The sequence below is a fragment of the Hymenobacter latericoloratus genome (assembly GCF_014199535.1).
Classification (GTDB): domain Bacteria; phylum Bacteroidota; class Bacteroidia; order Cytophagales; family Hymenobacteraceae; genus Hymenobacter; species Hymenobacter latericoloratus.
The window spans coordinates 350,642-370,448 of sequence record NZ_JACHNV010000003.1 but is presented as its reverse complement, the minus strand read 5'-3'; the positions used below and the strand labels follow the sequence as shown (position 1 = coordinate 370,448).

Annotated in this window: 20 protein-coding genes; 9 read left to right on the top strand and 11 right to left on the bottom strand. The window is 59.8% G+C overall.

Annotation, left to right across the window (positions count from 1 at the left end; translation table 11 throughout):
* Positions 1-103: 103 nt before the first annotated feature.
* The 5 genes from GGU46_RS12040 to GGU46_RS12020 all read right to left on the bottom strand — a co-directional run bounded on the left by GGU46_RS12040 (position 104) and on the right by GGU46_RS12020 (position 4,151).
* Positions 104-754: an NAD(P)-dependent oxidoreductase gene (locus GGU46_RS12040; protein ID WP_139921654.1), complete on the bottom strand. Its 651-nt coding sequence runs from the start codon at positions 752-754 to the stop codon at positions 104-106.
* A gap of 71 nt (positions 755-825) precedes the next feature.
* Positions 826-1,269, bottom strand: coding sequence for an Rrf2 family transcriptional regulator (locus GGU46_RS12035; RefSeq protein ID WP_139921652.1), 444 nt, complete (start codon positions 1,267-1,269; stop codon positions 826-828).
* A gap of 272 nt (positions 1,270-1,541) precedes the next feature.
* A complete protein-coding gene (locus GGU46_RS12030) occupies positions 1,542-1,925 on the bottom strand; it encodes an MmcQ/YjbR family DNA-binding protein (protein WP_139921650.1) in 384 nt (127 codons plus the stop codon).
* 85 nt (positions 1,926-2,010) lie between these two features.
* On the bottom strand, positions 2,011-2,184 hold the full coding sequence (locus GGU46_RS12025) for a DUF6728 family protein (RefSeq protein ID WP_180754489.1): 174 nt from the start codon (positions 2,182-2,184) through the stop codon (positions 2,011-2,013).
* A 200-nt stretch (positions 2,185-2,384) separates the two neighbouring features.
* Positions 2,385-4,151 (bottom strand): AMP-dependent synthetase/ligase, encoded by a 1,767-nt coding sequence (locus GGU46_RS12020; protein WP_183403783.1) that lies wholly within the window; start codon positions 4,149-4,151, stop codon positions 2,385-2,387.
* A 201-nt stretch (positions 4,152-4,352) separates the two neighbouring features.
* On the opposite strand from GGU46_RS12020, the gene GGU46_RS12015 reads away from it, so the two are divergent.
* Positions 4,353-4,808, top strand: a complete 456-nt coding sequence (locus GGU46_RS12015) for a Cif family virulence factor (protein ID WP_183403782.1) — start codon at positions 4,353-4,355, stop codon at positions 4,806-4,808.
* Positions 4,809-4,895: 87 nt separating this feature from the next.
* Here GGU46_RS12015 and GGU46_RS12010 read toward each other — a convergent pair whose 3' ends face one another.
* The 3 genes from GGU46_RS12010 to ispG all read right to left on the bottom strand — a co-directional run bounded on the left by GGU46_RS12010 (position 4,896) and on the right by ispG (position 8,257).
* The gene (locus tag GGU46_RS12010) at positions 4,896-5,591 is read right to left on the bottom strand and encodes a Rossmann-fold NAD(P)-binding domain-containing protein (RefSeq protein WP_183403781.1); all 696 of its coding nucleotides are present in this window, start codon (positions 5,589-5,591) and stop codon (positions 4,896-4,898) included.
* A 32-nt stretch (positions 5,592-5,623) separates the two neighbouring features.
* On the bottom strand, positions 5,624-6,070 hold the full coding sequence (locus tag GGU46_RS12005; RefSeq protein WP_183403780.1) for a WapI family immunity protein: 447 nt from the start codon (positions 6,068-6,070) through the stop codon (positions 5,624-5,626).
* A gap of 132 nt (positions 6,071-6,202) precedes the next feature.
* The gene (gene ispG / locus GGU46_RS12000; RefSeq protein ID WP_183403779.1) at positions 6,203-8,257 is read right to left on the bottom strand and encodes a (E)-4-hydroxy-3-methylbut-2-enyl-diphosphate synthase; all 2,055 of its coding nucleotides are present in this window, start codon (positions 8,255-8,257) and stop codon (positions 6,203-6,205) included.
* A 301-nt stretch (positions 8,258-8,558) separates the two neighbouring features.
* Between ispG and GGU46_RS11995 the strand changes: the two genes are divergently transcribed.
* Both GGU46_RS11995 and GGU46_RS11990 read left to right on the top strand, forming a co-directional pair.
* Positions 8,559-9,053: a TlpA disulfide reductase family protein gene (locus tag GGU46_RS11995; protein WP_215906338.1), complete on the top strand. Its 495-nt coding sequence runs from the start codon at positions 8,559-8,561 to the stop codon at positions 9,051-9,053.
* 62 nt (positions 9,054-9,115) lie between these two features.
* Positions 9,116-9,739: a thioredoxin family protein gene (locus tag GGU46_RS11990; protein ID WP_183403778.1), complete on the top strand. Its 624-nt coding sequence runs from the start codon at positions 9,116-9,118 to the stop codon at positions 9,737-9,739.
* Positions 9,740-9,811: 72 nt separating this feature from the next.
* Here the strand turns inward: GGU46_RS11990 and GGU46_RS11985 are convergent, their stop codons facing one another.
* Both GGU46_RS11985 and GGU46_RS11980 read right to left on the bottom strand, forming a co-directional pair.
* Positions 9,812-10,471, bottom strand: coding sequence for an NAD(P)H-binding protein (locus GGU46_RS11985; protein WP_183403777.1), 660 nt, complete (start codon positions 10,469-10,471; stop codon positions 9,812-9,814).
* A gap of 115 nt (positions 10,472-10,586) precedes the next feature.
* Complete coding sequence (locus tag GGU46_RS11980; protein ID WP_183403776.1) at positions 10,587-11,564, bottom strand: NAD(P)H-quinone oxidoreductase; 978 nt, start codon at positions 11,562-11,564, stop codon at positions 10,587-10,589.
* 115 nt (positions 11,565-11,679) lie between these two features.
* Here GGU46_RS11980 and GGU46_RS11975 point away from each other — a divergent pair, with 115 nt between their 5' ends.
* The 3 genes from GGU46_RS11975 (at position 11,680) to GGU46_RS11965 (ending at position 13,185) form a co-directional block, all read left to right on the top strand.
* Positions 11,680-12,180 carry a hypothetical protein gene (locus GGU46_RS11975; protein WP_183403775.1) on the top strand — a complete coding sequence of 167 codons (501 nt, stop codon included), beginning with the start codon at positions 11,680-11,682 and terminating at the stop codon, positions 12,178-12,180.
* A 214-nt stretch (positions 12,181-12,394) separates the two neighbouring features.
* A complete protein-coding gene (locus GGU46_RS11970) occupies positions 12,395-12,724 on the top strand; it encodes a hypothetical protein (RefSeq protein WP_183403774.1) in 330 nt (109 codons plus the stop codon).
* A gap of 35 nt (positions 12,725-12,759) precedes the next feature.
* Positions 12,760-13,185 (top strand): STAS/SEC14 domain-containing protein, encoded by a 426-nt coding sequence (locus GGU46_RS11965; RefSeq protein ID WP_183403773.1) that lies wholly within the window; start codon positions 12,760-12,762, stop codon positions 13,183-13,185.
* Between the two features lie 168 nt (positions 13,186-13,353).
* Here the strand turns inward: GGU46_RS11965 and GGU46_RS11960 are convergent, their stop codons facing one another.
* Positions 13,354-15,543, bottom strand: coding sequence for a glutamine synthetase III family protein (locus GGU46_RS11960; RefSeq protein ID WP_183403772.1), 2,190 nt, complete (start codon positions 15,541-15,543; stop codon positions 13,354-13,356).
* A gap of 313 nt (positions 15,544-15,856) precedes the next feature.
* Here GGU46_RS11960 and GGU46_RS11955 point away from each other — a divergent pair, with 313 nt between their 5' ends.
* The 3 genes from GGU46_RS11955 (at position 15,857) to mtaB (ending at position 19,767) form a co-directional block, all read left to right on the top strand.
* On the top strand, positions 15,857-17,716 hold the full coding sequence (locus GGU46_RS11955) for an LTA synthase family protein (RefSeq protein ID WP_183403771.1): 1,860 nt from the start codon (positions 15,857-15,859) through the stop codon (positions 17,714-17,716).
* A gap of 60 nt (positions 17,717-17,776) precedes the next feature.
* A complete protein-coding gene (locus GGU46_RS11950; RefSeq protein WP_183403770.1) occupies positions 17,777-18,145 on the top strand; it encodes a hypothetical protein in 369 nt (122 codons plus the stop codon).
* 281 nt (positions 18,146-18,426) lie between these two features.
* On the top strand, positions 18,427-19,767 hold the full coding sequence (gene mtaB / locus GGU46_RS11945; RefSeq protein WP_183403769.1) for a tRNA (N(6)-L-threonylcarbamoyladenosine(37)-C(2))-methylthiotransferase MtaB: 1,341 nt from the start codon (positions 18,427-18,429) through the stop codon (positions 19,765-19,767).
* The last annotated feature ends 40 nt before the right edge of the window (positions 19,768-19,807 follow it).

Below are 19,807 nucleotides of genomic sequence, written 5' to 3'. Positions count from 1 at the left end.
TGAACGTTATTTAGCTTCTAGCTCTAGTATCGTTCGACCATTCATCAACCACCCCTAACCCCTCCTCATCTGAGGAGGGGAACTAACTTTCTAGCTTTAGTTTCTAATACGCCGCCGTGAAGCGTTGGCGGATGTGCTTGGGGTGTTCTACCTCGTCGAGGAGGGCAATGGCCAGGTCTTCAGCGGAGAGGACGCTGCGGCCTTCTTCGTTGAAGACGGGGCTTTCAGTGCCGAGGCGGTAGTGCCCGGTGCGGCCCGTGGTGATACCCTGGTGCATCTCAATGGCGGGGCTGAAGAACGTCCAGTCCAGCGTATCGTTCTGCTTGAGCTCGGTGAGGTAGTCGCGGGCGGCGGTGGCGCCGGGCTTGATGTTGGCCGGAAACTCCGGGCCATCCACCAACTGCTGGCCGTTGATGTAGAGGCTGCCCGCGCCGCCAATGGCTATCAGGCGCTTCACCCCCGATTTTTCGGTGGCCGCTTGAATGTTGCGGGAGCCCTGCAGGAAATCCTCGTACAGGTTGGGGTTGGTCCAGCCAGCGTTAAAGGAGCTTAGCACTACGTCGTGGCCGGCCAGCTGCTGGGCCAGCTCGTCCACCTGGTTTACGTCGCCGGTTACTACCGTCAGGTTTTCGTGTTGCTCGGTGAGTTTGGCGGGGTCGCGCACGATGGCCGTTACCTGATGACCGCGGTTGAGGGCTTCGCGCAGCAGTTTCGGACCAACAAAGCCGGTAGCACCAATGAGGGCAATTTTCATGGGGTAGGTAAGTGAAGTGAGAAACGGAAACTGGCTGTAACTATCATTGTTACAGTTCAGGGCAAAAAAATTTAATTTTTCAGGTTTTCCTGCGACATGATTTCGGTGGTGACTTGTTGCAGGGTGACACCGGCCAATACCTGTTCCAGCGCGTTTTGAGCGCGCTGCAGGGTAGCATCGAGCGCCGACTGAATATTGCGGCCTACCAAGCAGGCCTGCAGGGGCTTGTCATGAACGCTGAACAGCTGTCCTTCCCCTACTACCTCTACCGCCCGGTACACATCGAGCAGAGAAATGGCCGCCGGTTGGCGCGTCAGGAAGGTGCCGCCCGAAGCAGGACGCACTTCCACCAGCCCCGCCTTTTTGAGCTGCCCTAGTAAGCGCCGTATCACAACGGGGTTGGTATTCACGCTCCCCGCCATCCGTTCTGAGGTCAGCAATACGTCATCTTCCTGCTGCAAGGCCAGCAGGGAAAGAACGTGTACGGCGACGGAGAAACGGCTGCTAATCTGCATGATGGATGGTAAGCGGCATCTTCGCCTTGGTAATTGCTACCGCGCGGCGGGGCAACTATATAGCTGTAACCACAATAGTTACAGCAAGGTTTTGAGCAAGCTGAAAAGCTCACGAAAAAGCAGTAGGCACTTGTTATAATCAATACCAAGCCCACCTGTCATCCTGAGCGCAGCGAAGGACCTTATCACGCCAGAACAGGTCGCCTTTCGCCTCATGCAGACGTGGTAAGGTCCTTCGCTACGCTCAGGATGGCACTAATCTTTCTTCCTATCTATATTTCCGAAGACGACTCCCCTTCCTGCTCAGCAGCGGCCAGCTCCTCTCGCTGTTTCCGGGGTAGGGAAGCGCGGACCAAGTCGTAGGAATGATCAATCAGCTCGCGCAACTGCCGGCCGGGAATGCCTGTACCCATGAGCACGGTATTCCAGTGCTTCTTATTCATGTGGAAACCAGGTAGCACGTAGTCGTGCTGCTCGCGCAGTTCCTGGGCTCGCTCCGGGTCACACTTCAGGTTAATGCTGCCGAAGGTATTGATGTCGGTAAGAGCGAACACCTTGCCTCCTACTTTAAATACCAGCGTGTCAGGCCCAAAGGGGGTTTCTTCGGTGACGCCGGCTTTCAGCAGGCAGTAGTCGCGGAAGTCTTCAATGTTCATGGCCGCTAAGTAAACGCATCCACGCAAAAAAGACCGCCGGGCTGGAGAGAGGAGCCGGGCGGTCTTCTAGTAGAAAGGCTGGCAACTAGCGGAGAAACCAGCGGTAGAGCAGAATGATAAAGCCCACCAGGAACATGGCCATGCTCAGCTTATTGATGAAGTGCATGGTGCGCAGGTTGAAATTGGTGTGGCGGGTAGGATCGGGCTTGCGGAAGAAGTAACCGAGAGCCGGACCGAAGTTAAACAGGTCTTTGCGCATGATGGGAGTGCTGTCTGGTACGCTTTAATAACATCCGCCGGGGCAGAAAGATTTACAATCCGCAAGATATTCATTCGCCTATATCGAGGGTCGAAAGAAGGGCATTGTCCTTCCGAGCGGAGCGAGGAATCTGGGCTAGCCTAACAGTAGATTGACCCAGATTCTTCGCTCCGCTCGGAAGGACAACGGTTTGACTAGCCCTACCGAAACAGCGACTCGATCCGCTGCTGATTATTCTGACTCACGATTTTGCGCTTCACTTTCATAGTGGGCGTCAGCTCACCCGACTCTACGCTCCAGAGGGTGGGTATCAGGGCTACTTTCTTGATTTGCTCCCACTGGGCGAAGGCCGCGTTGGCCTGCTGCACGAGCTGCTCGTAGAGCTGCTGCACCTGGGTGTGGGCGGCTAGGGCGGCGTCGGAGAGGTCAGTGGGCAGGTTGTGACTTTTGGCCCAGGCCCGCAGCTCGGCAAAGGCTGGCACCAACAGAGCCGCCGCGTACTTCTCTCCCTCGCCCACTACCATCACCTGCTCCACCAGCGGCGACTCCGAAATCTTGGACTCCAAGGGCTGCGGGGCCACGTACTTACCGTTGGAGGTCTTGAACATCTCCTTTTTGCGGTCCGTGATTTTGAGGAATATACCCTGGATAAACTCGCCGATGTCGCCGGTATGCAGCCAGCCTTCGGCGTCTATGACCTCGGCCGTGAGGTCGGGGCGGTTGTAGTAGCCCTGCATCACGGAGGGCGAGCGGGTCAGGATTTCCCCATCGGGGGCAATTTTTACCTCCACTCCGGGAATGACAGGGCCTACTGCCCCGATAAAGTTACCTTCCGCTACGGGCTGGGAAGCGGCAATTACGGGCGAGGTTTCCGTCATGCCGTAGCCTTCCATTACAGGGATGCCTGCGGCCCAAAACACCCGCGCCAGGCGCGGCTGCAGGGCCCCACCCCCGCTCACGATGTAGCGCACCTGTCCGCCCAGGGCTTCGCGCCACTTGCTGAACACCAGCTTATTGGCTAGTGCCAGCTGCGTATTATACCAGAAACCCTGGTCTTTCTGCGTGTCGTAGCGCAGGCCCAGGTCCAGGGCCCAGAAGAACAGCTTTTTCTTAGCGCCGGTCAGCTTCTGGCCCTGAGCCACAATCTTGTCGTAGATTTTTTCGAGCAGGCGGGGCACGGTGGTAAATACCTGGGGCTGTACCTCGCGCAGGTTGTCGGCAATGCGCTCCACGCTTTCGGCGTACCACACGCTAAAGCCCAGCCGCAGGTAGAGGTAGGTGGCCGTGCGCTCGAAAATATGGCTGAGTGGGAGAAAGCTCAACGCCTTCTGGCCCGCCGGCATGGGTAGGTAACCGGTCAGGTTCTCGCAGTTATACAGGATGTTGCGGTGGCTGAGCATTACGCCCTTGGGCCGACCGGTAGTGCCGGAGGTGTAAATCAGGGTGAGCAGGTCATCGGGCTGCACGGCAGCTTTCAGGGCCTCCAGTTCCGCCGGGTTTTCGCCCTGGCCCAGCGCCAGCAGCTCACCAAAATGTGCTACCCCCTCCAGCTTGTCGAAGGTAAAGATGTGCTCGGGGCCGTGCGCCAGTCCCGCCACGGCCTGCTGCACCCGCGCCAGCAGCTTTTTATCCTGCACCAGCACCACGCGCACGCCCGCATCCTGGAAGATATGGCGGTAATCCTCCACCGTAATGGTAGGGTACATGGGCACACTCACGGCCCCCAGCTGAGCAATGCCTAAGTCAGCAATGACCCACTCGGGGCGGTTGGCGGAAATAATAGCCACTTTATCGCCGCGCCCAATGCCGAGCTGGCGCAACCCCAGGCTAACGTGGTTGCTCAGCTCCTGCACGCGGGTGGTGCTCAGGGGCTGCCAGGTGCCGGCTTTCTTTTCAACCAGACAATCGGCCTGGGGCGAGGTAGCAATAAGGTGGGGTAGCAGGTCGAAGGTGCGGCGGATTTCCATGCAAAAGCAAACGAGCAAGGGCTACAGTTGGATTCCTTGCTCCCGCAAAAATAGCCTGTTTGAGCCGCTACAAGGGGGTAGCCCATAATTTTACCACTGGCCTAGCGGCAACTCACTTCAAGCCTGATAGCTGCGCTTGTTGGTGTCCGCAACGCCAGGCAGACCTTCTGTGTCTCTACCTCTACCTAACTTCCCTACCCCATGAAACATTTGCTACTCCCCTGCCTGCTGGCTGCCGCTGCCCCAGCCTTCGCCCAAAAGCCCGCCAACGAAACAGAGGCGGTGAAGCGCACCATCCAGACCTTTTTTGAGGGCATGCGCAAGGGCGACAGCACCATGGTACGGGCCACGCTGGCTCCCGGCGCCGTGTTTCATACTATCAGTACCAAAGGCGGCCAAATCCAGCTACGGCCCGATAATCCGGCGAGCTTCGTGAAGATGGTGGGCACCCCGCACCAGGAGGTCTATGATGAGCGCATCACCTTTGATAAAGTGCTGATTGATGCTAACCTGGCCAGCGTCTGGACGCCCTACGAGTTCTACCTGGGCAACACCTTCAGCCACTGCGGTTACAACTCGTTTCAGCTGGTAAAGCTGGCCGAGGGCTGGAAAATTGCTCACGTCATCGACACCCGCCGTAAGGAGAAGTGTAAATAAGCGGACGGTTCTGGTGGTGCCGGCGGGTGGTGGTTCCCGCAGAGGAGCGCGAAGGAGAGCGCAGAGGAACGCAGAGCTGTTCTGGCCCTACCCCTCCGAAACCGGTGAACCCTGCCGCTGCTGCAGGTTAGCTAGCGCTACAATATCCGGCACTTCCAGCACCTTGCGCAGATACCCGTGTTGGGCCACCCGAATCATGGCCTGCCCTACTTCGGCCAGCGTGGAAACGTACTTGGGCGTTACGGCCCGCAGCACCGGGTACAGCCAGTCGAAATACTTGTAGTACGATAGCACGTGCTGCTGGCCCGGCGTGGCCTTCATGAAACCCGGCCGGAACATATAGGCATCCTGGAAACCGAGCTGCTGCAGGGCGTTTTCGGTTTCTCCTTTCACCCGCGCCCACATCTGCCGGCTTTGCAGGGTGCCATCGGTGCCGGCGCCCGACACGTAGCAGAAGGTTAAGCCGGGGTTGCGGGGTAGCAGCGTGTGGGCGAAGTGCAGGGTCAGGTCGTAGGTGAGGCGGCGGTACTCCGGCTCCTTCATCCCCATCGACGACACGCCCAGGCAGAAAAAGCAGGCGTTGTAGCCTGCCAACTGGTCCTGAATAGGCGTGAGGTCCTGGAAATCAGCGTGCAGAATTTCCCGCAGCTTTGGATGCTGCCGGCCGCTGGGTTTGCGGCTCACGGACAGTACCTGCTCCACCTCGGGGCTATTCAAACATTCCAGCAGCACACCCTCCCCCACCATGCCGGTCGTGCCGGTTACTATCACACGTAGTTTCATGGAGAAGCAGACGGATGAGCGGCGCGGATGTTTTAATTCGTAGCTCCTTTCATGTCACCGTATTTAGCGACAATCCTTTTCAAGTCTGTAATTGTTGCCTGGATATAGGATTGGTCAGTAGTGTATTTAAACTGCAGTTCATTTCCATCAAAATCAGAGGCGCGGAATTTTCCTGTAACAGCAGCCAAGCCTTGGATATCATAGCGAACTACAAGCTCTAGATTACTATCGCTAGTAGTCAGTTTTACCTCACCTTTGAGTCGCTCATTACACTCTTTTAAAGAATTGTAAAAAGTGTATAGCTCGCCGGTTGATAGCCACAGAGTTGAATATGCTTCAAAACCACCCGACTTTATTTCAATAACAGCCCGAACCTCATAACCACCCCAAAAGCAAGTTTCATATGGGAACCCGTATACCTCAATAAGATCTATATGTAGAAAGCTACCACTTTCCCCTTGAATTGTAATTTCTTCCATACCTGAAGAATCAAACTAAAATAGGCCTGTCATGCTGAGCGCAGCCGAAGCATCTCTACCGTTTCGCCCTCACGACCGGGATAGCCAGTAGAGATGCTTCGACTGCGCTCAGCATGACAAACGTGCGGGAACCTACCCCACCACCGGCTCCATAACCTCCTTTTCCACCCATTTCCCATCCTCGCGCATCAGTTCAATCAGCTCATCTACTGCGCGTTCTTCGGGCACGGATTTCTTGATGACTTCCTGGCCGCGGTAGAGGGCAATTTTGCCTTTACCCACGCCCACGTAGCCGTAGTCGGCGTCGGCCATTTCGCCGGGGCCGTTCACGATGCAGCCCATAATGCCGATTTTCACGCCCTTCAGGTGGTCAGTGCGCTTGCGGATCATGGCGGTGGTTTCCTGCAGATCAAACAGGGTACGGCCGCAGCTGGGGCAGCTGATGTACTCCGTCTTGCTCATGCGGGTGCGCGCCGCCTGCAGAATTCCGAAGGAGAGCTGATTGAGCTGGTCGATGGTCTGGAGCCACTCGGCTTTCGAGCGCTCGGGCAGCAGCTCCGTGCTCAGCACTACCCCGTCGCCGAGGCCATCGAGGAGCAAACCGCCCACGTCGGTGGCGGCGTAGAGCTGGGTTTGCTCGGGCGTGAGGGCGGGGTACTGGCGGTTGATGAGTACGGGGTTCGTGACGCCGCTATGCAGCAGCCGGAAGAAGGCCCGCCGGATTTCCGGCATGGCGTGGGCGTTATCCGTGTGCAGGATGAGTACGGCCGTCGCATCCTGGCGCAGCTGCTCCAGGGCCGCGGGCGTGAGCGAAGCCAGGTTCTGAAACACGAAGTTCAGCTCCGGGTGCCGGGCGCCGGCCGCGGCGTACTCGGTCGGCGTGAGCACGGGGTAATGCTCGGGGCGCTGGCCACCATCCAGCCAGGCAGAATAATCCACTACCTCCTTCAGGCCGTTGGGCAGCATAAACGGAATGGGTTGCTGGCCCGAGTACACGTAGTCGGCCCCGAGGTCGTTCATCTGGAACTTGTCGAGGAAGGCCGAGTAGAGGTGGCCGGCGGCGCGCAGGTCGGCGTACTCCAGGCCCGGCAGGCGCGAGAGGTCGGCCATTACCCGCGGCACGTTTTGCCCGCCCAGGTTCAGCACCTCGCGCGTAACGCGGCGGTGGTACTGGAAGGGGTCAATCGGCGACAGAGCGGCGTCGTTGCTGATCAGTTCGGGCTTGAACTCGTGCGCCCCGGCCGTAGCTCCCGAGGTAAAATCGTCGGTTAGCGGGGCAATAGGTTTGGCCTCCTGGGCGCGGGTAGTGTAGCGGTCAATCAGGGCGCGGGCTACGGGCGCTTCGGCTTCGGGCGCTTCGGTGAGTGACACGCGCACGGTGTCGCCGAGGCCATCTTCCAGCAGCGTGCCGATGCCCACGGCGCTCTTGATACGGCCATCTTCCGCTTCGCCGGCTTCGGTTACGCCCAAGTGCAGGGGGTAGGGCTGCAGGCCTTCCTCGTCGAGCTTCTGCACCAACAGGCGGTAGGCCTGCACCATCACCTGGGTGTTGCTGGCCTTCATGCTCAAGACCACGTTGTAGTAATTTTCCTCTTCGCAGAGACGCAGAAACTCCAGCGCCGACTCCACCATACCCAGCGGGGTATCGCCGTAGCGGCTCAGAATCCGGTCCGACAAAGAGCCGTGGTTGGTGCCGATGCGCATGGCGGTGCCGTACTGCTTGCAGATTTGCACCAACGGCCGGAACCGCTCCCGGATGCGCTCCACCTCGGCGGCGTAGGTAGCGTCGGTGTACTCAATGACGTCGAACTTCTTTTTGTCGGCGTAGTTGCCGGGGTTCACGCGCACTTTCTCCACGATGCGAGCGGCCAGCTCCGCAGCGTTGGGCGTAAAGTGAATATCAGCAATGAGGGGCACGTTGCAGCCGCGCTTGCGCAGCTCCTTCTTGATTTCCAGCAGGTTTTGGGCCTCCTTCACGCTGGGCGCCGTGATGCGCACGTACTCGCAGCCGGCCTCTACCATGCGCAGGGTTTGCTCCACCGAGCCCAGCGTATCCATGGTATCCACGGTGGTCATGCTCTGCACCCGAATGGGGTTGAGCCCGCCCATGGGCAGGTCGCCGAGCTGGACTTCGCGGGATAAGCGGCGCTTGTATTCAGTGAGGCTGGGGCAATAGATCTTATTCATAACCCAATGGGGAGGCGTTTGCAGAGGAATAACAAAGGTAACGGAAGGTTTGTGCTCCGCCTAGGGGTAGGGGCGGGGCTTGTCCCCGCCCGCCAGGCGCGCCACACCACCGATTTCATACATACCTTCAGGCTGATTTCGTGCCAATAGCTAAGCAGGGACGAGCTTTGCCCATACTTTGCCGTGCCTGCTAGGCCCCTGGTTTCGTGCTTGCGTTTGGGCGGGGACGAGCCCCGCCCCTACCCGTTCGCAACTTCTGGCCGACTCAACTGTCTTTAGCCTAACTCCTACCCCTCTCTCCATGATGAACCAACTCAAATCCCTTATTCTGGCGGCTGCTTTCCTTCTGCTAGCCTTACCAGGACAGGCCCAGAAAGTGGATGTTATTAAGCTGCCAGAGCTGCAGAAGCGCCTGAGCCGCCCCACCGACACGACCTACGTGGTCAATTTTTGGGCTACCTGGTGCGCCCCCTGCGTGAAGGAGCTGCCCCACTTCGACCAGCTCACGACCACCTACGCCAAGCAGAAAGTAAAAGTGCTGCTGGTGAGCATGGACTACGCCTCCCAGCTCGACAAGAAGGTAAAGCCCTTCGTGCAGAAGCGGGGCTTGAAATCAGAAGTGGTGCTGCTCAATGAAACCGACCCGAATACCTATCTTGACAAGGTAGATACCAAATGGACCGGGGCCCTGCCGTTTACCATCATCCTGAACAACGCCAAGCACAAGCGGGCCACGTTTGAGCAGGAAATGTCGGCCGAAGAGTTGCAGAAGCAGCTGCAGGCTTTTGTGAACTAACTGTCATTTCTCGCTTAGCGCGGAACGACACTCCAATTCTTCACCTTTTTTCCAGTCATCTTATGAAAAAGCTTCTTCCTTTTCTGGCGGCTTGCCTGGTGCTGGCCCTGAGCAGCTTCATTGTGCTTCGGCCGGCGGCCGACGGGTACCAGGTGGGTGATAAAGCCGCCGACTTTAAGCTCCGGAACGTGGACGGCAAGATGGTATCGTTGGCTGATAACAAGGCCGCCAAAGGCTACATTGTGGTATTCACCTGCAACACCTGCCCCTACGCCAAGGCCTACGAGCAGCGCATCATCGACCTGAATACCAAATATGCCGCCCAGGGCTACCCCGTGGTGGCTATTAACCCCAACGACCCCGCCGTGGCCCCCGGCGACTCCTTCGCCGACATGCAGAAGCGGGCCAAGGACAAGAAATACGCCTTCCCCTACCTCCAGGACGAAACCCAGCAGGTAGCCCGGCAGTACGGCGCTACCCGCACGCCCCACCTCTACGTACTCACCCGCCAGGGCAATGACTTTGTGGTGAGCTACATCGGGGCCATCGACGACAACTCCGAAGACGCCAAGCAGGTGAAAACCAAGTACCTGGAAAACGCCCTGACCGACATCATGGCCGGCAAGCCCGCTTCGGTTAACTCCACCAAAGCCATTGGCTGCACCATTAAGTGGAAGCGGGCCTAGTGTGCTGTTGAAGATTCTATCTATAAAAAAGCCCGCCAGGTAGCGGGCTTTTTTGTGCATACAAATGACAGGTTACGCCGTTTCACCGGCCCGCGTGAACACGCCGCCCAGCGTGTCGGTGCTGACGCCGGGGGCCTCGTCGAGGGCGGCGTTGATCATGGCCTGGGCCACCACACGGGCATGAATGGGGCGGTAGCCGCGTAGCGGGGGCACTGCCCCTACCACTGAGGCCAGCACCAACCCTATTTTCTCACCCAGCCGCACCTGTTGGCGGCCGCCGGCCAGCACCCCCGGCTGCAGAATCCGGATGCGGCGAAACGGCAGGCGCTTGATGTCGCGCTCCAGCTCGCCCTTCATGCGGTTGTAAAACACAAAAGAGTCGGCATCGGCCCCGGCTGATGAAACCAGCACGAAGGATGACACGCCGTTGGCCGCCGCCGCCTGGGCCGTGCGGTACTGATATGTGTAATCGACCTTGTACTGGGCTTCCTGGCTGCCGGCCTGGCGCAGGGTAGTACCCAGCGTGGAGAACAGCACGTCGCCGGTCAGGTCCTCGCTCCAGGCCTGGGGCTGGTCGAAATTCACTACGTGTTCCTCCAGCTTATGACTCTGGTAGCCCGTAGGACGGCGGACAAATACTTTCAGGCGGTCAAACCGCTCATCGAGCAGCAGTTGCCGGAGCAGGTGGTCGCCAACCAATCCGGTGGCGCCGATAAGCAGAGCAGTAGGCATACAAAAGAAAATAGGAAGTGGGCGAAGCAGAAAGCCGCTTTGCAGAAGCTCAACGCTTCTGCCGCATGCCGGGTTGTATGGGGTAGCGGCACAGGCAGTGCGCCGTCAGCCCTTCCTAACCGGGCACCGTTAGCACAATTTTGCCGATGTGGGCGCTGCTTTCCAGCAGGCGGTGGGCGTCGGCGGCCTGGGTTAGCGGCAGGGTAGCATGAATAACGGGCCGCACGCTGCCGGCCGCCAGCAGCGGCCAGACGTGGCGCTCTACTTCCGCCGCCAGAGCCGCCTTAAACTCGGCGGAGCGGGGCCGCAGGGTGCTGCCGGTTATGGTCAGGCGGCGGGCCATAACTTCCAGGGCGTTAAAGGAGGCCGTGCTACCCTGCATAGCATTGATAAACACCAGCCGGCCGTCTTCGCGCAGCAGCCGCAGATTTTTCGGGGTATAGTCGCCCCCTATCATATCCAGAATTACATCTACCCCACCGGCGGCGGCCAGCATGGCCTCAAAGTCGGCTTCCTTGTAATTGATGGCCCACTCGGCCCCTAAGGCCCGCACGGCCGCGCACTTTTCCGCAGAGCCCGCCGTGGCGGCTACTTTACTGCCCAGGGCCCGGGCCAGCTGCACGGCCGTTACGCCAATGCCGCTGCTGCCGCCGTGCACCAGCAGCGTTTCGTGGGGTTGCAGCTGGCCCCGCTGAAACACGTTGTGCCACACGGTGAACACGGTTTCGGGCAGGCTGGCGGCCTGGGTTGGGGTCCAGCCGGTGGGCAGGGGTAGGCAATGGCGGGCGTCCACGGCGGCGTACTCGGCGTAGCCGCCCTGAGTCAGCAGGGCGCACACGGCGTCGCCGGGCTGCCAGCGGGTTACGGCCGCGCCGCACTGCGCCACTGTGCCCGCTACCTCCAGGCCCGGCACCAGGCCGCTCACGTCGCCGCTGCCGCGATACTTGCCCTGGCGCAGCAGCACATCGGGGCGGTTGACGCCGGCGGCGGCTACCTGAAGCAGCACCTCGTGCGGGCCGGGCACCGGCAGCGGCAACTGGCGGAGTTCCAGCACTTCGGGGCCGCCGGGCTGGGTTATGACTATGGCATTCATAGGCAGAAAAACAAGGACAGGTAAGTAACGAGCCGCCGCGACGGAAGTTCGATGGGCCGGGCAGGCAGGCCACGGCGGACTTACCCTTGCCGCCGCTTTTTGCGTTTCTTGCAGCATGAAGAATATCTCCTTATTTCCGCACTTTCTGCGCACGGCCGGCCAGCTGACGGGGCTGGCGGCCTGGCAAACCGGCCGGCTGTTCCGCAAAGCCGCCCAGTCGGCCCTGGAGTCGGTGCAGGAGGTACTGCGGGCTGAGGTGCAGAAAGGAAACGTGCAGCTGGTGCGCGACTTTCTCAGTAGCAAAGCCCTGCCCGCGGCCCGCACCCTGCTGCTAGAGCGCATGACGGCCCGCCTGCTGGTGCGCCTGGGACTGCGCGGGGCGCTGGCCTCGCATGTGGTGGGCTGGATTCTGCCTGTGGTGGTGGAGCAGTTAATGAAGGCAGCGCAGAAGTCAGGGCTTTTCGACAGGCTGCGCGAGCATGCTACCGTGCAGGACGCGCTGCAACGTCTGGAAGAGCTGAAGCGCGCTACCTGGAAGCGCCTTGCCCCTGACCACGGTACTGGCGCGGAAGTGCTGCCGGATGACACGCCCCTGCCACCCCAGTTGTCTGCCTAATCCAGTCGGGCCAGAAATGAACCCGTTCCTCTGGCAGCGGAGCCCTCCGCCCGGCCGTCAGGACGCAAGAACTTACTTCGCAAACATCTCGCAACAAGTCACTTACATTAACATCTTGACTATTACCGAAGAATTTGCGTACATAGTTTATAGAAAATAGGATATACCCTATCAACTATATGAGCGCGGCCACGCTTCGCGCCTTTCTTCGTACATGAATCACTCCCTGCCCGTCAGCCAGCTTCAACGCCTGCGCGACCAGCTTCCTTCCCTGCGGCAAGACCACCCGCACGACCAGCAGCAGTTGCAGCAGGCCATTCAGTTCTTCATCGACGAGATATTCTCCCTGCCTTACGGCCGGTTTCTGCACCTTGATGGGCCGGCCCTGCGCCAGCAGTTTGCCTACCTCGACACGCTGCACCAGCAGTTGCTGCAGGGCCGCCTGCACCTGAGCCAGCCCGCCGACTGGCAGCTGCTCATCAGCCAGATGCTGTTGGTGCTGGATAAAGTGCTGGCCGCGGAGGCGAAACACCGGGCTGGCTAAAACAAGTTTTCTTACCGCTGCTCCGGCCTGCTTGTATGCGCACAGAACTTACCAATGGCTTCGGGAAGGTGTATTTTACGACCGAGTATGATACTGCTTCCCGATGGGTGTATAACAACTGGATTGGCTACCAGACTTACGTGGGTGTTCTGGCGGGCGCCGATGCCTGCCTGCACCCCCTGCGTGAAAACGCCTGCCCCTACCTGCTCAACGACAACCGCCAGGTTCTGGGCCCCTGGGACCACGCCGTAGAATGGATTGCAACCGATTGGGCGCCCCGTGCCAGCAGCCAAGGCCTTACCCATTTTGCGCACGTGGTGAGCTCCGAGTCCCTGGCCGCACAGTCGGCCCAATCCATGTTTCTGGGCATTGGGGGGCGCCTGCACATGCGCATGTTCTCCCGCCTCGACGAGGCTCAGCAGTGGCTCCGTGAAGCCCAGCAGCATTCCGTAGGCCGCTAGAACTGGACTCTCTCCTACCTCTGAGCCTACTGCTAAAGTCTTGGTTTCTCCAGCCGTGGCTTTGGCAGTAGGCACAAAAAAAAGCCGTCCCCACCCGGAAACGGCTTTTCTGAAATCGTGGCGCGGAGAAAATTCCCACCCAACTCCGGCCCGATTCTGACCCTGGACTTAGTGCCGGAACAACAGTTCGCGGTACTTTACCAGGGGCCAGTCCTCATCGGCCACCATCAGCTCCAGCTTATCTACGGAGCGGCGGATAGTGTCGAAATGTGCTTTGACGGTGTCGCAGTAGGCCACGGCCCGCTCGCGCGTATCGTCAATTTTGTTGGCCACTTTACGGGCATTGATCATCTCATCCACCTGGGTTTTGATGGTGGTGATGTGCCGCGAAATGGCTTTGATGGTATTCAGCGTTACCGTGGTGTTCTCATCGTCGAGGCCTAGCTCGCGTAGGCCGCGCACGTTGGTAATAAGCTTGGTCTGGTAAGCAACCGCCGTTGGGATGATATGGTTCACGGCCAGGTCACCCATCACGCGGCTTTCAATCTGAATTTTCTTGATATAGTCTTCCAGCAGAATCTCGTGGCGGGCGTGCAGCTCTACGTGCGAGAAGATGTGGTGCCGCTCAAACAACGAAGCGGCATCCTCCTGCACGATGGCATCCAGGGCCTGGGGGGTGGTAGGCACATTGGAGAGGCCACGCTGGGCCGCTTCCTCCTTCCACTCATCGGAGTAGCCGTTGCCCTCGAAGCGGATGTTTTTCGAGCTGATCACGTACTCGCGGAGCACGTCCACAATGGCCACTTCTTTTTTCTTGCCTTGCTCGATGAGCTTGTCAACCGACTGCTTGAAGTCGATGAGCTGCTCGGCCACAATGGTATTGAGCGTGGTCATGGCCGAGGAAGAGTTGGCCGACGAGCCCACGGCGCGGAACTCGAACTTGTTGCCGGTGAAGGCAAAGGGCGAGGTGCGGTTGCGGTCCGTGTTGTCGAGCAGAATGGCCGGAATCTTGTCGATGCCGAGCTTGAGGTAGATGTTGTCGCCTTTGTCCAGGGGCACTTTGGCGGTGCGCTCCAGCTCATCCAGCACCGAGTCCAGCATCGAGCCCACGAACACCGACATAATGGCCGGCGGGGCTTCGTTGGCACCCAGACGGTGGTCGTTGGAGGCCGAGGCAATGGAGGCGCGCAGCAAATCGCCGAAGCGGTGCACGGCCTTAATCGTGGTGATAAAGAACGCCAGGAACTGCAGGTTTTCCTTGGGCCGGCGGCCGGGCGCGAGCAGGTTCACGCCGGTATCCGTGCTCATAGCCCAGTTGTTGTGCTTGCCCGAGCCGTTCACGCCCGCAAAGGGCTTCTCGTGCAAGAGCACCTTAAAGTTGTGCTTGTCGGCCACGCGCTCCATGATATCCATGAGCAGCTGGTTGTGGTCCACGGCCAGGTTGGCATCCTCGAACGTAGGGGCGCACTCAAACTGGTGGGGCGCTACTTCGTTGTGGCGGGTGCGCAGCGGAATGCCCAGCTTGTTGGACTCTTCTTCGAAATCCAGCATGTAGGCGTGTACGCGGGCCGGAATAGAGCCGAAATAGTGGTCTTCGAGCTGCTGGCCCTTGGCTGGGGCGTGCCCGAACAAGGTGCGGCCGGTCATGACCAGGTCGGGGCGGGCGTTGTACAGGGCGCGGTCCACCAGGAAGTACTCCTGCTCGATGCCCAGGGTGGTGTGCACGCGCTGCACATCCTTGTCGAAGTACTGGCACACATCTACGGCGGCCTTTTCCAAGGCAGCCAGCGACTTCAGCAACGGGGCTTTGTAGTCGAGCGCCTCGCCGGTGTAGGCCACGAAGATGGTGGGGATGCACAGGGTTTTGGCCCCGGCGGTTTCAATGATAAAAGCGGGCGAGGTAGGGTCCCAGGCGGTGTAGCCGCGGGCCTCAAAGGTATTACGGATGCCCCCGTTCGGGAACGACGAGGCATCGGGCTCCTGCTGCACCAGAGCCGAGCCCTTGAAGTTCTCAATCGGCCGCCCGTCGGAGTTCAGGTCGAAAAACGAGTCGTGCTTTTCGGCGGTGGCACCGGTCAGGGGCTGAAACCAGTGCGTGTAGTGGGTAGCCCCCTTGGCCATGGCCCAGGTTTTCATGGCCGAAGCCACGGCGTCGGCCACGCTGCGTTCTACCGGCGAGCCTTGCTTGATGGCGGCCTGCAGCTTCTTGAAATACTCGCCGGGCATAGTAGCCCGCATGGCATCCAGGTTGAAAACATTTTTGCCAAACGTCTCGGAGCGACGCTCGCCGGCAATGGTGACGGCCAGCGGCTGGCGCTGGTCAACTAGTTCAAGAGCTTTAAAGCGAAGAATTGCCATGCTGGAATTAGGCGTGAGAGAACTTCAGAGGAATTATCCGGGTCAAAGGTAGAACAGATTACCTGTTTTTCCATAATACCCCCTCTTTTTTTACCCCCTAATCGACAAAACTCATCTTTTTACCGATCAACTGCCTCTTGTCAATACCATCATCGACCCTATTTTTAGCTGAAAATCATCTGGGTGCCCTAATAAATACTACAGCCGCCAGGTAGGCCCCCCACCGCTCAGCTGTCCTTGTCCGGTTCCAGGGGCGGTCCTTTAATCTGCAGGCGGGCGCGAGCAGATGATACCGGGCGCCTACCTTTGCGGGGTGAAAAACCGGTTCGCGTTTCAGCCGCGCTACTTTTTATTCTGGCTGCTCTATTTCGTTCTGGCTAAGGCCCTTTTTGTGGTGTACCACGGCAGCCGCCTGGCCGGGGCGTCGGCGGGCACGACGGTTGGTATTTTCAGCTACGGCCTGCGCCTGGACGCGGCGGCCACGGCTTACCTGTGCGCGGTTCCGTTTCTGCTGTTTATACTAGGCAGCTTGGCCGGCCCTCGTTTTCCTTTTGAGCGGCTGATCAGGCTTTTCACGGCTATACTGGGGATAGTAGTGACCCTGCTGACGGTAGCTGACCTGGAGCTGTACCGGGCCTGGGGTTTCCGGCTGGATGCTACCCCCTTGCAGTACCTGAGCACCCCGCAGGAAATGGCCGCTTCGGCAGGCAGCGCCCCGATGGCCTTGCTGCTGGCGGTGTGGCTGGGGCTGCTGGCGCTGGGGTGGCTGCTGTACCGGCGGGTGGTAGGGAATGTGCCCGCGCTGCCGCCGGGCTTCGGGCGGGGCCGAGCCGCACTGGCCGGTCTGCTGTACCTGGCGCTGCTGGTGGTGCCTATGCGCGGGGGCCTGCAGCAGATTCCGGTTAACCAAAGCGACGTGTACTTTTCCGCCCGCCCCTTTGCCAACCACGCGGCCGTTAACGTGCCCTGGAACGTCATCAACTCCCTACGCCTGCAGAATGCCGGCCCCAACCCCTACCAGTTCCTGCCCGATTCTACCGCCGCCCGCCTTACCCGCCAGCTGTACGCCCCCGCCGGCCCCGATACGGTGGCGCTGCTGCGAACTACCCGGCCCAACGTGCTCTTTCTTATTCTGGAAAGCTTCACGGGTAAGCTGGTGGGCCACCTGGGCGGCGAGGCGGGCGTAACCCCTACCCTCGACAGCCTGAGCCGGGTAGGCGTGTCGTTTCAGCATCTGTACGCCGCCGGCGACCGGAGCCAGAAGGGCCTGGTAGCCCTGCTCTCCGGCTACCCCAACCAGCCTACCACCAGCATCATCAAGTCGCCGCGCAAAACCGAGCAGCTGCCGCACCTGGCCCGAGTGCTGCGGGCCCAGGGCTACAGCACCGCGTATTACCACGGGGGAGAGCTGGCTTTTGCCAACATGAAAAGCTACCTCGTGACGGCCGGCTACGAACGGTTCACGGAGCGGGCCGATTTTGCCCGGCGCGACCAGAACTCCAAGTGGGGTGCCCACGACCATGTGCTGCTGGCCCGCATGCTGCAGGAGCTGCCCCGGCAGCGCACCCCGTTTTTCGTGACGGCCTTTACCCTGAGCAGCCACGAACCGTTTGATGTGCCCATGCCCACCCGTTTTCCCGGCGAGGACGAAGCCGCCCGGTTCCGGAACTCCGTGTACTACACCGACCATGTGCTGGGCCAGTTTCTGCGGCAGGCGCGCCGGCAAGCGTGGTGGGACAATACCGTGGTGGTAGTGGTTGCCGACCACGGCCATCATCAGCCGGGCGACACGCCCAACCACGCACCCGAGAAATTTCGGATTCCGCTGCTTCTGACCGGGGGCGCCCTGCGGGCCAGCGCGCGAGGCCGCCGCATCGGCACCTTTGGCAGCCAAACCGACGTAGCCGCTACCCTGCTGACCCAGCTTCAGCTGCCGGTCCGCGGCTTTCCCTGGAGCCGCGACCTGCTGGCGCCCGCCCCGGCGGCCTGGCCCGGCGGCGCGGCCTTTTACTGCTTTACTGATGGGTTTGGGGTAGCTACCCCCGCCGGAACGGTCACGTTTGATAATGTTGCCCGCCGCCCGATTGAGCGCACGGGCACCCCTTCGGAAGCCCAACTGCAATTAGGGAAAGCCTACGAGCAAACGTCCTTCGCCGATTTTCTGCAGAAGTAATGCGCTGGGTTCTTGCTGGTGCATTTCCTGCGGGCAACCTCTTTCTCCTACCCTAGCCCCATGGCCGAACTGCTGTTTGTTTATAATGCCGACTCGGGACTGCTAAATGCGGCGCTGGACACCCTGCACAAAGCCCTGTCGCCGGCAACCTACGCTTGCTCCCTGTGCGCGGTCACGTACGGGGCCACCAGCATGCGACCCGAGTGGCGCACTTTCCTGCGCCACTTGTCCGTACCGGCTGTTTTTCTGCACCGCGACGAGCTACGCCAGCACTACCCCTCGTTGCGCTCCGAACCGCTGCCGGCCGTGTTCCGGCGGGCGGCGGCGGATGCTCCGTGGCAGGTGGTTGTGTCGGCCCGGGAGCTGAAGCCACTTGATTTACCCAGTCTGATTCGGTTGCTTCAAGAGCGCCTCCGGGTTGCTGTTTAGGGGCTCCTTCCCCGGCGGCGCTGTACAGGCAAAGGCCCGGAGGGCGCACCAGCCAGTTCGGAATACAGGCCCGTGGCACCACAGGCAGCACGGAAGCTGCCGCTTGCCGTCATCCCTTCCCGGCCGGACAGAGTATTCCCCGTTCAGCAGGCAAGAACGTTTCATGAAAGCCGCTGGCAAAAAGCACCTCCGAGAACCTTCCCTTGCCTACGTGGTGTCTGTTTCCAAGCCCACGGTGTGCCGGCTATCCAACCCGGTGCAGTATCTTTGTGGTCTTGCTTATGGAAACCAGAAAAGTTGCCTTCTATACGTTGGGCTGCAAGCTCAATTTCTCCGAAACCTCGGCCATTGGCCGGCAGTTTGAGGAACACGGCTTCGTGAAAGCGGCCTTCGAGGATGCGGCCGACATTTACGTTATCAACACCTGCTCCGTCACGGACCACGCGGACCGTAAGTGCCGCAAGGTGGTAAAGGAAGCCCTCAAGCACAACCCGGAGGCCTTTGTGGCCATTGTGGGCTGCTACGCTCAGCTCAAGCCCCAGGAAATTGCTGAAATTCCCGGAGTGCACGCCGTACTAGGGGCCGCCGAGAAATTTCAACTGGTGGAAACCCTGGCGGGCTTTCGCAAGCCCGCCGCCGGGCAGCCAGGCCAGGTCTTTGCCTCCCCCATTTCGGAGGCTACCGAGTTTCATGCCGCCCACAGCTACGGTGACCGGACCCGCACGTTCCTGAAGGTACAGGATGGCTGTGACTACTCCTGCTCATTCTGCACCATTCCGCTGGCCCGGGGCAAGAGCCGCTCCAACTCGGTACAAAGCGTGGTGGAGCGCGTGGAGAAGCTGGCTGAAACCGGCGTAAAAGAAATTGTGCTGACGGGCGTAAACCTCGGCGACTTCGGCCTGCAGGGGCCGGAACGCGAACGGAAAGAAAATTTCTACGACTTGGTGCGGGCCCTTGATGAGGTGGAAGGTATTGAGCGGTTCCGGATCAGCTCCTGCGAGCCGAACCTGCTCTCCGATGAAATTATCCGCTTTGTAGCCCGCTCGAAGCGGTTTATGCCCCACTTCCACATCCCGCTGCAGTCGGGCTCCAACAAGATTCTGGGCCTGATGCGCCGCCGCTACCGCCGTGAGTTGTACCAGGAGCGCGTGGCGCTTATCAAGGAGGTGATGCCCCACGCCTGCATTGGCGTTGACGTAATTGTGGGCTTTCCTGGCGAAACGGAAGCTGACTTCCTGGAAACCTACCAGTTCCTCAACGACCTGGACGTGAGCTACCTGCACGTTTTTCCTTACTCGGAGCGCGAAAATACTCTGGCCCCAACCCTGCCTGGCCGCGTACAGGACCGCCACCGCCACGAGCGCACCACCCAACTGCGCAGCCTCTCCGAGAAGAAGAAACGCTACTTCTACGAGCAGCACGTTGGCACCGAAACTCAGGTGCTTTTTGAGGACGACGTAACAAATGGCCAAATGGAGGGCTTCACGCCGAATTACATTCGCGTCACGGCCAAGTACGACCCCATCCTGGTAGGCGAGATGAAGCGGCTACGGCTCACCACTGTCAATCCGCAGAACCTTATGGAAGCTGAGGAGGTAGGCATAGAGGTGTTTCAGCACTAGCGCCTCAGGTTACATCAAATGAAAAAGCGCCCGGTCATGA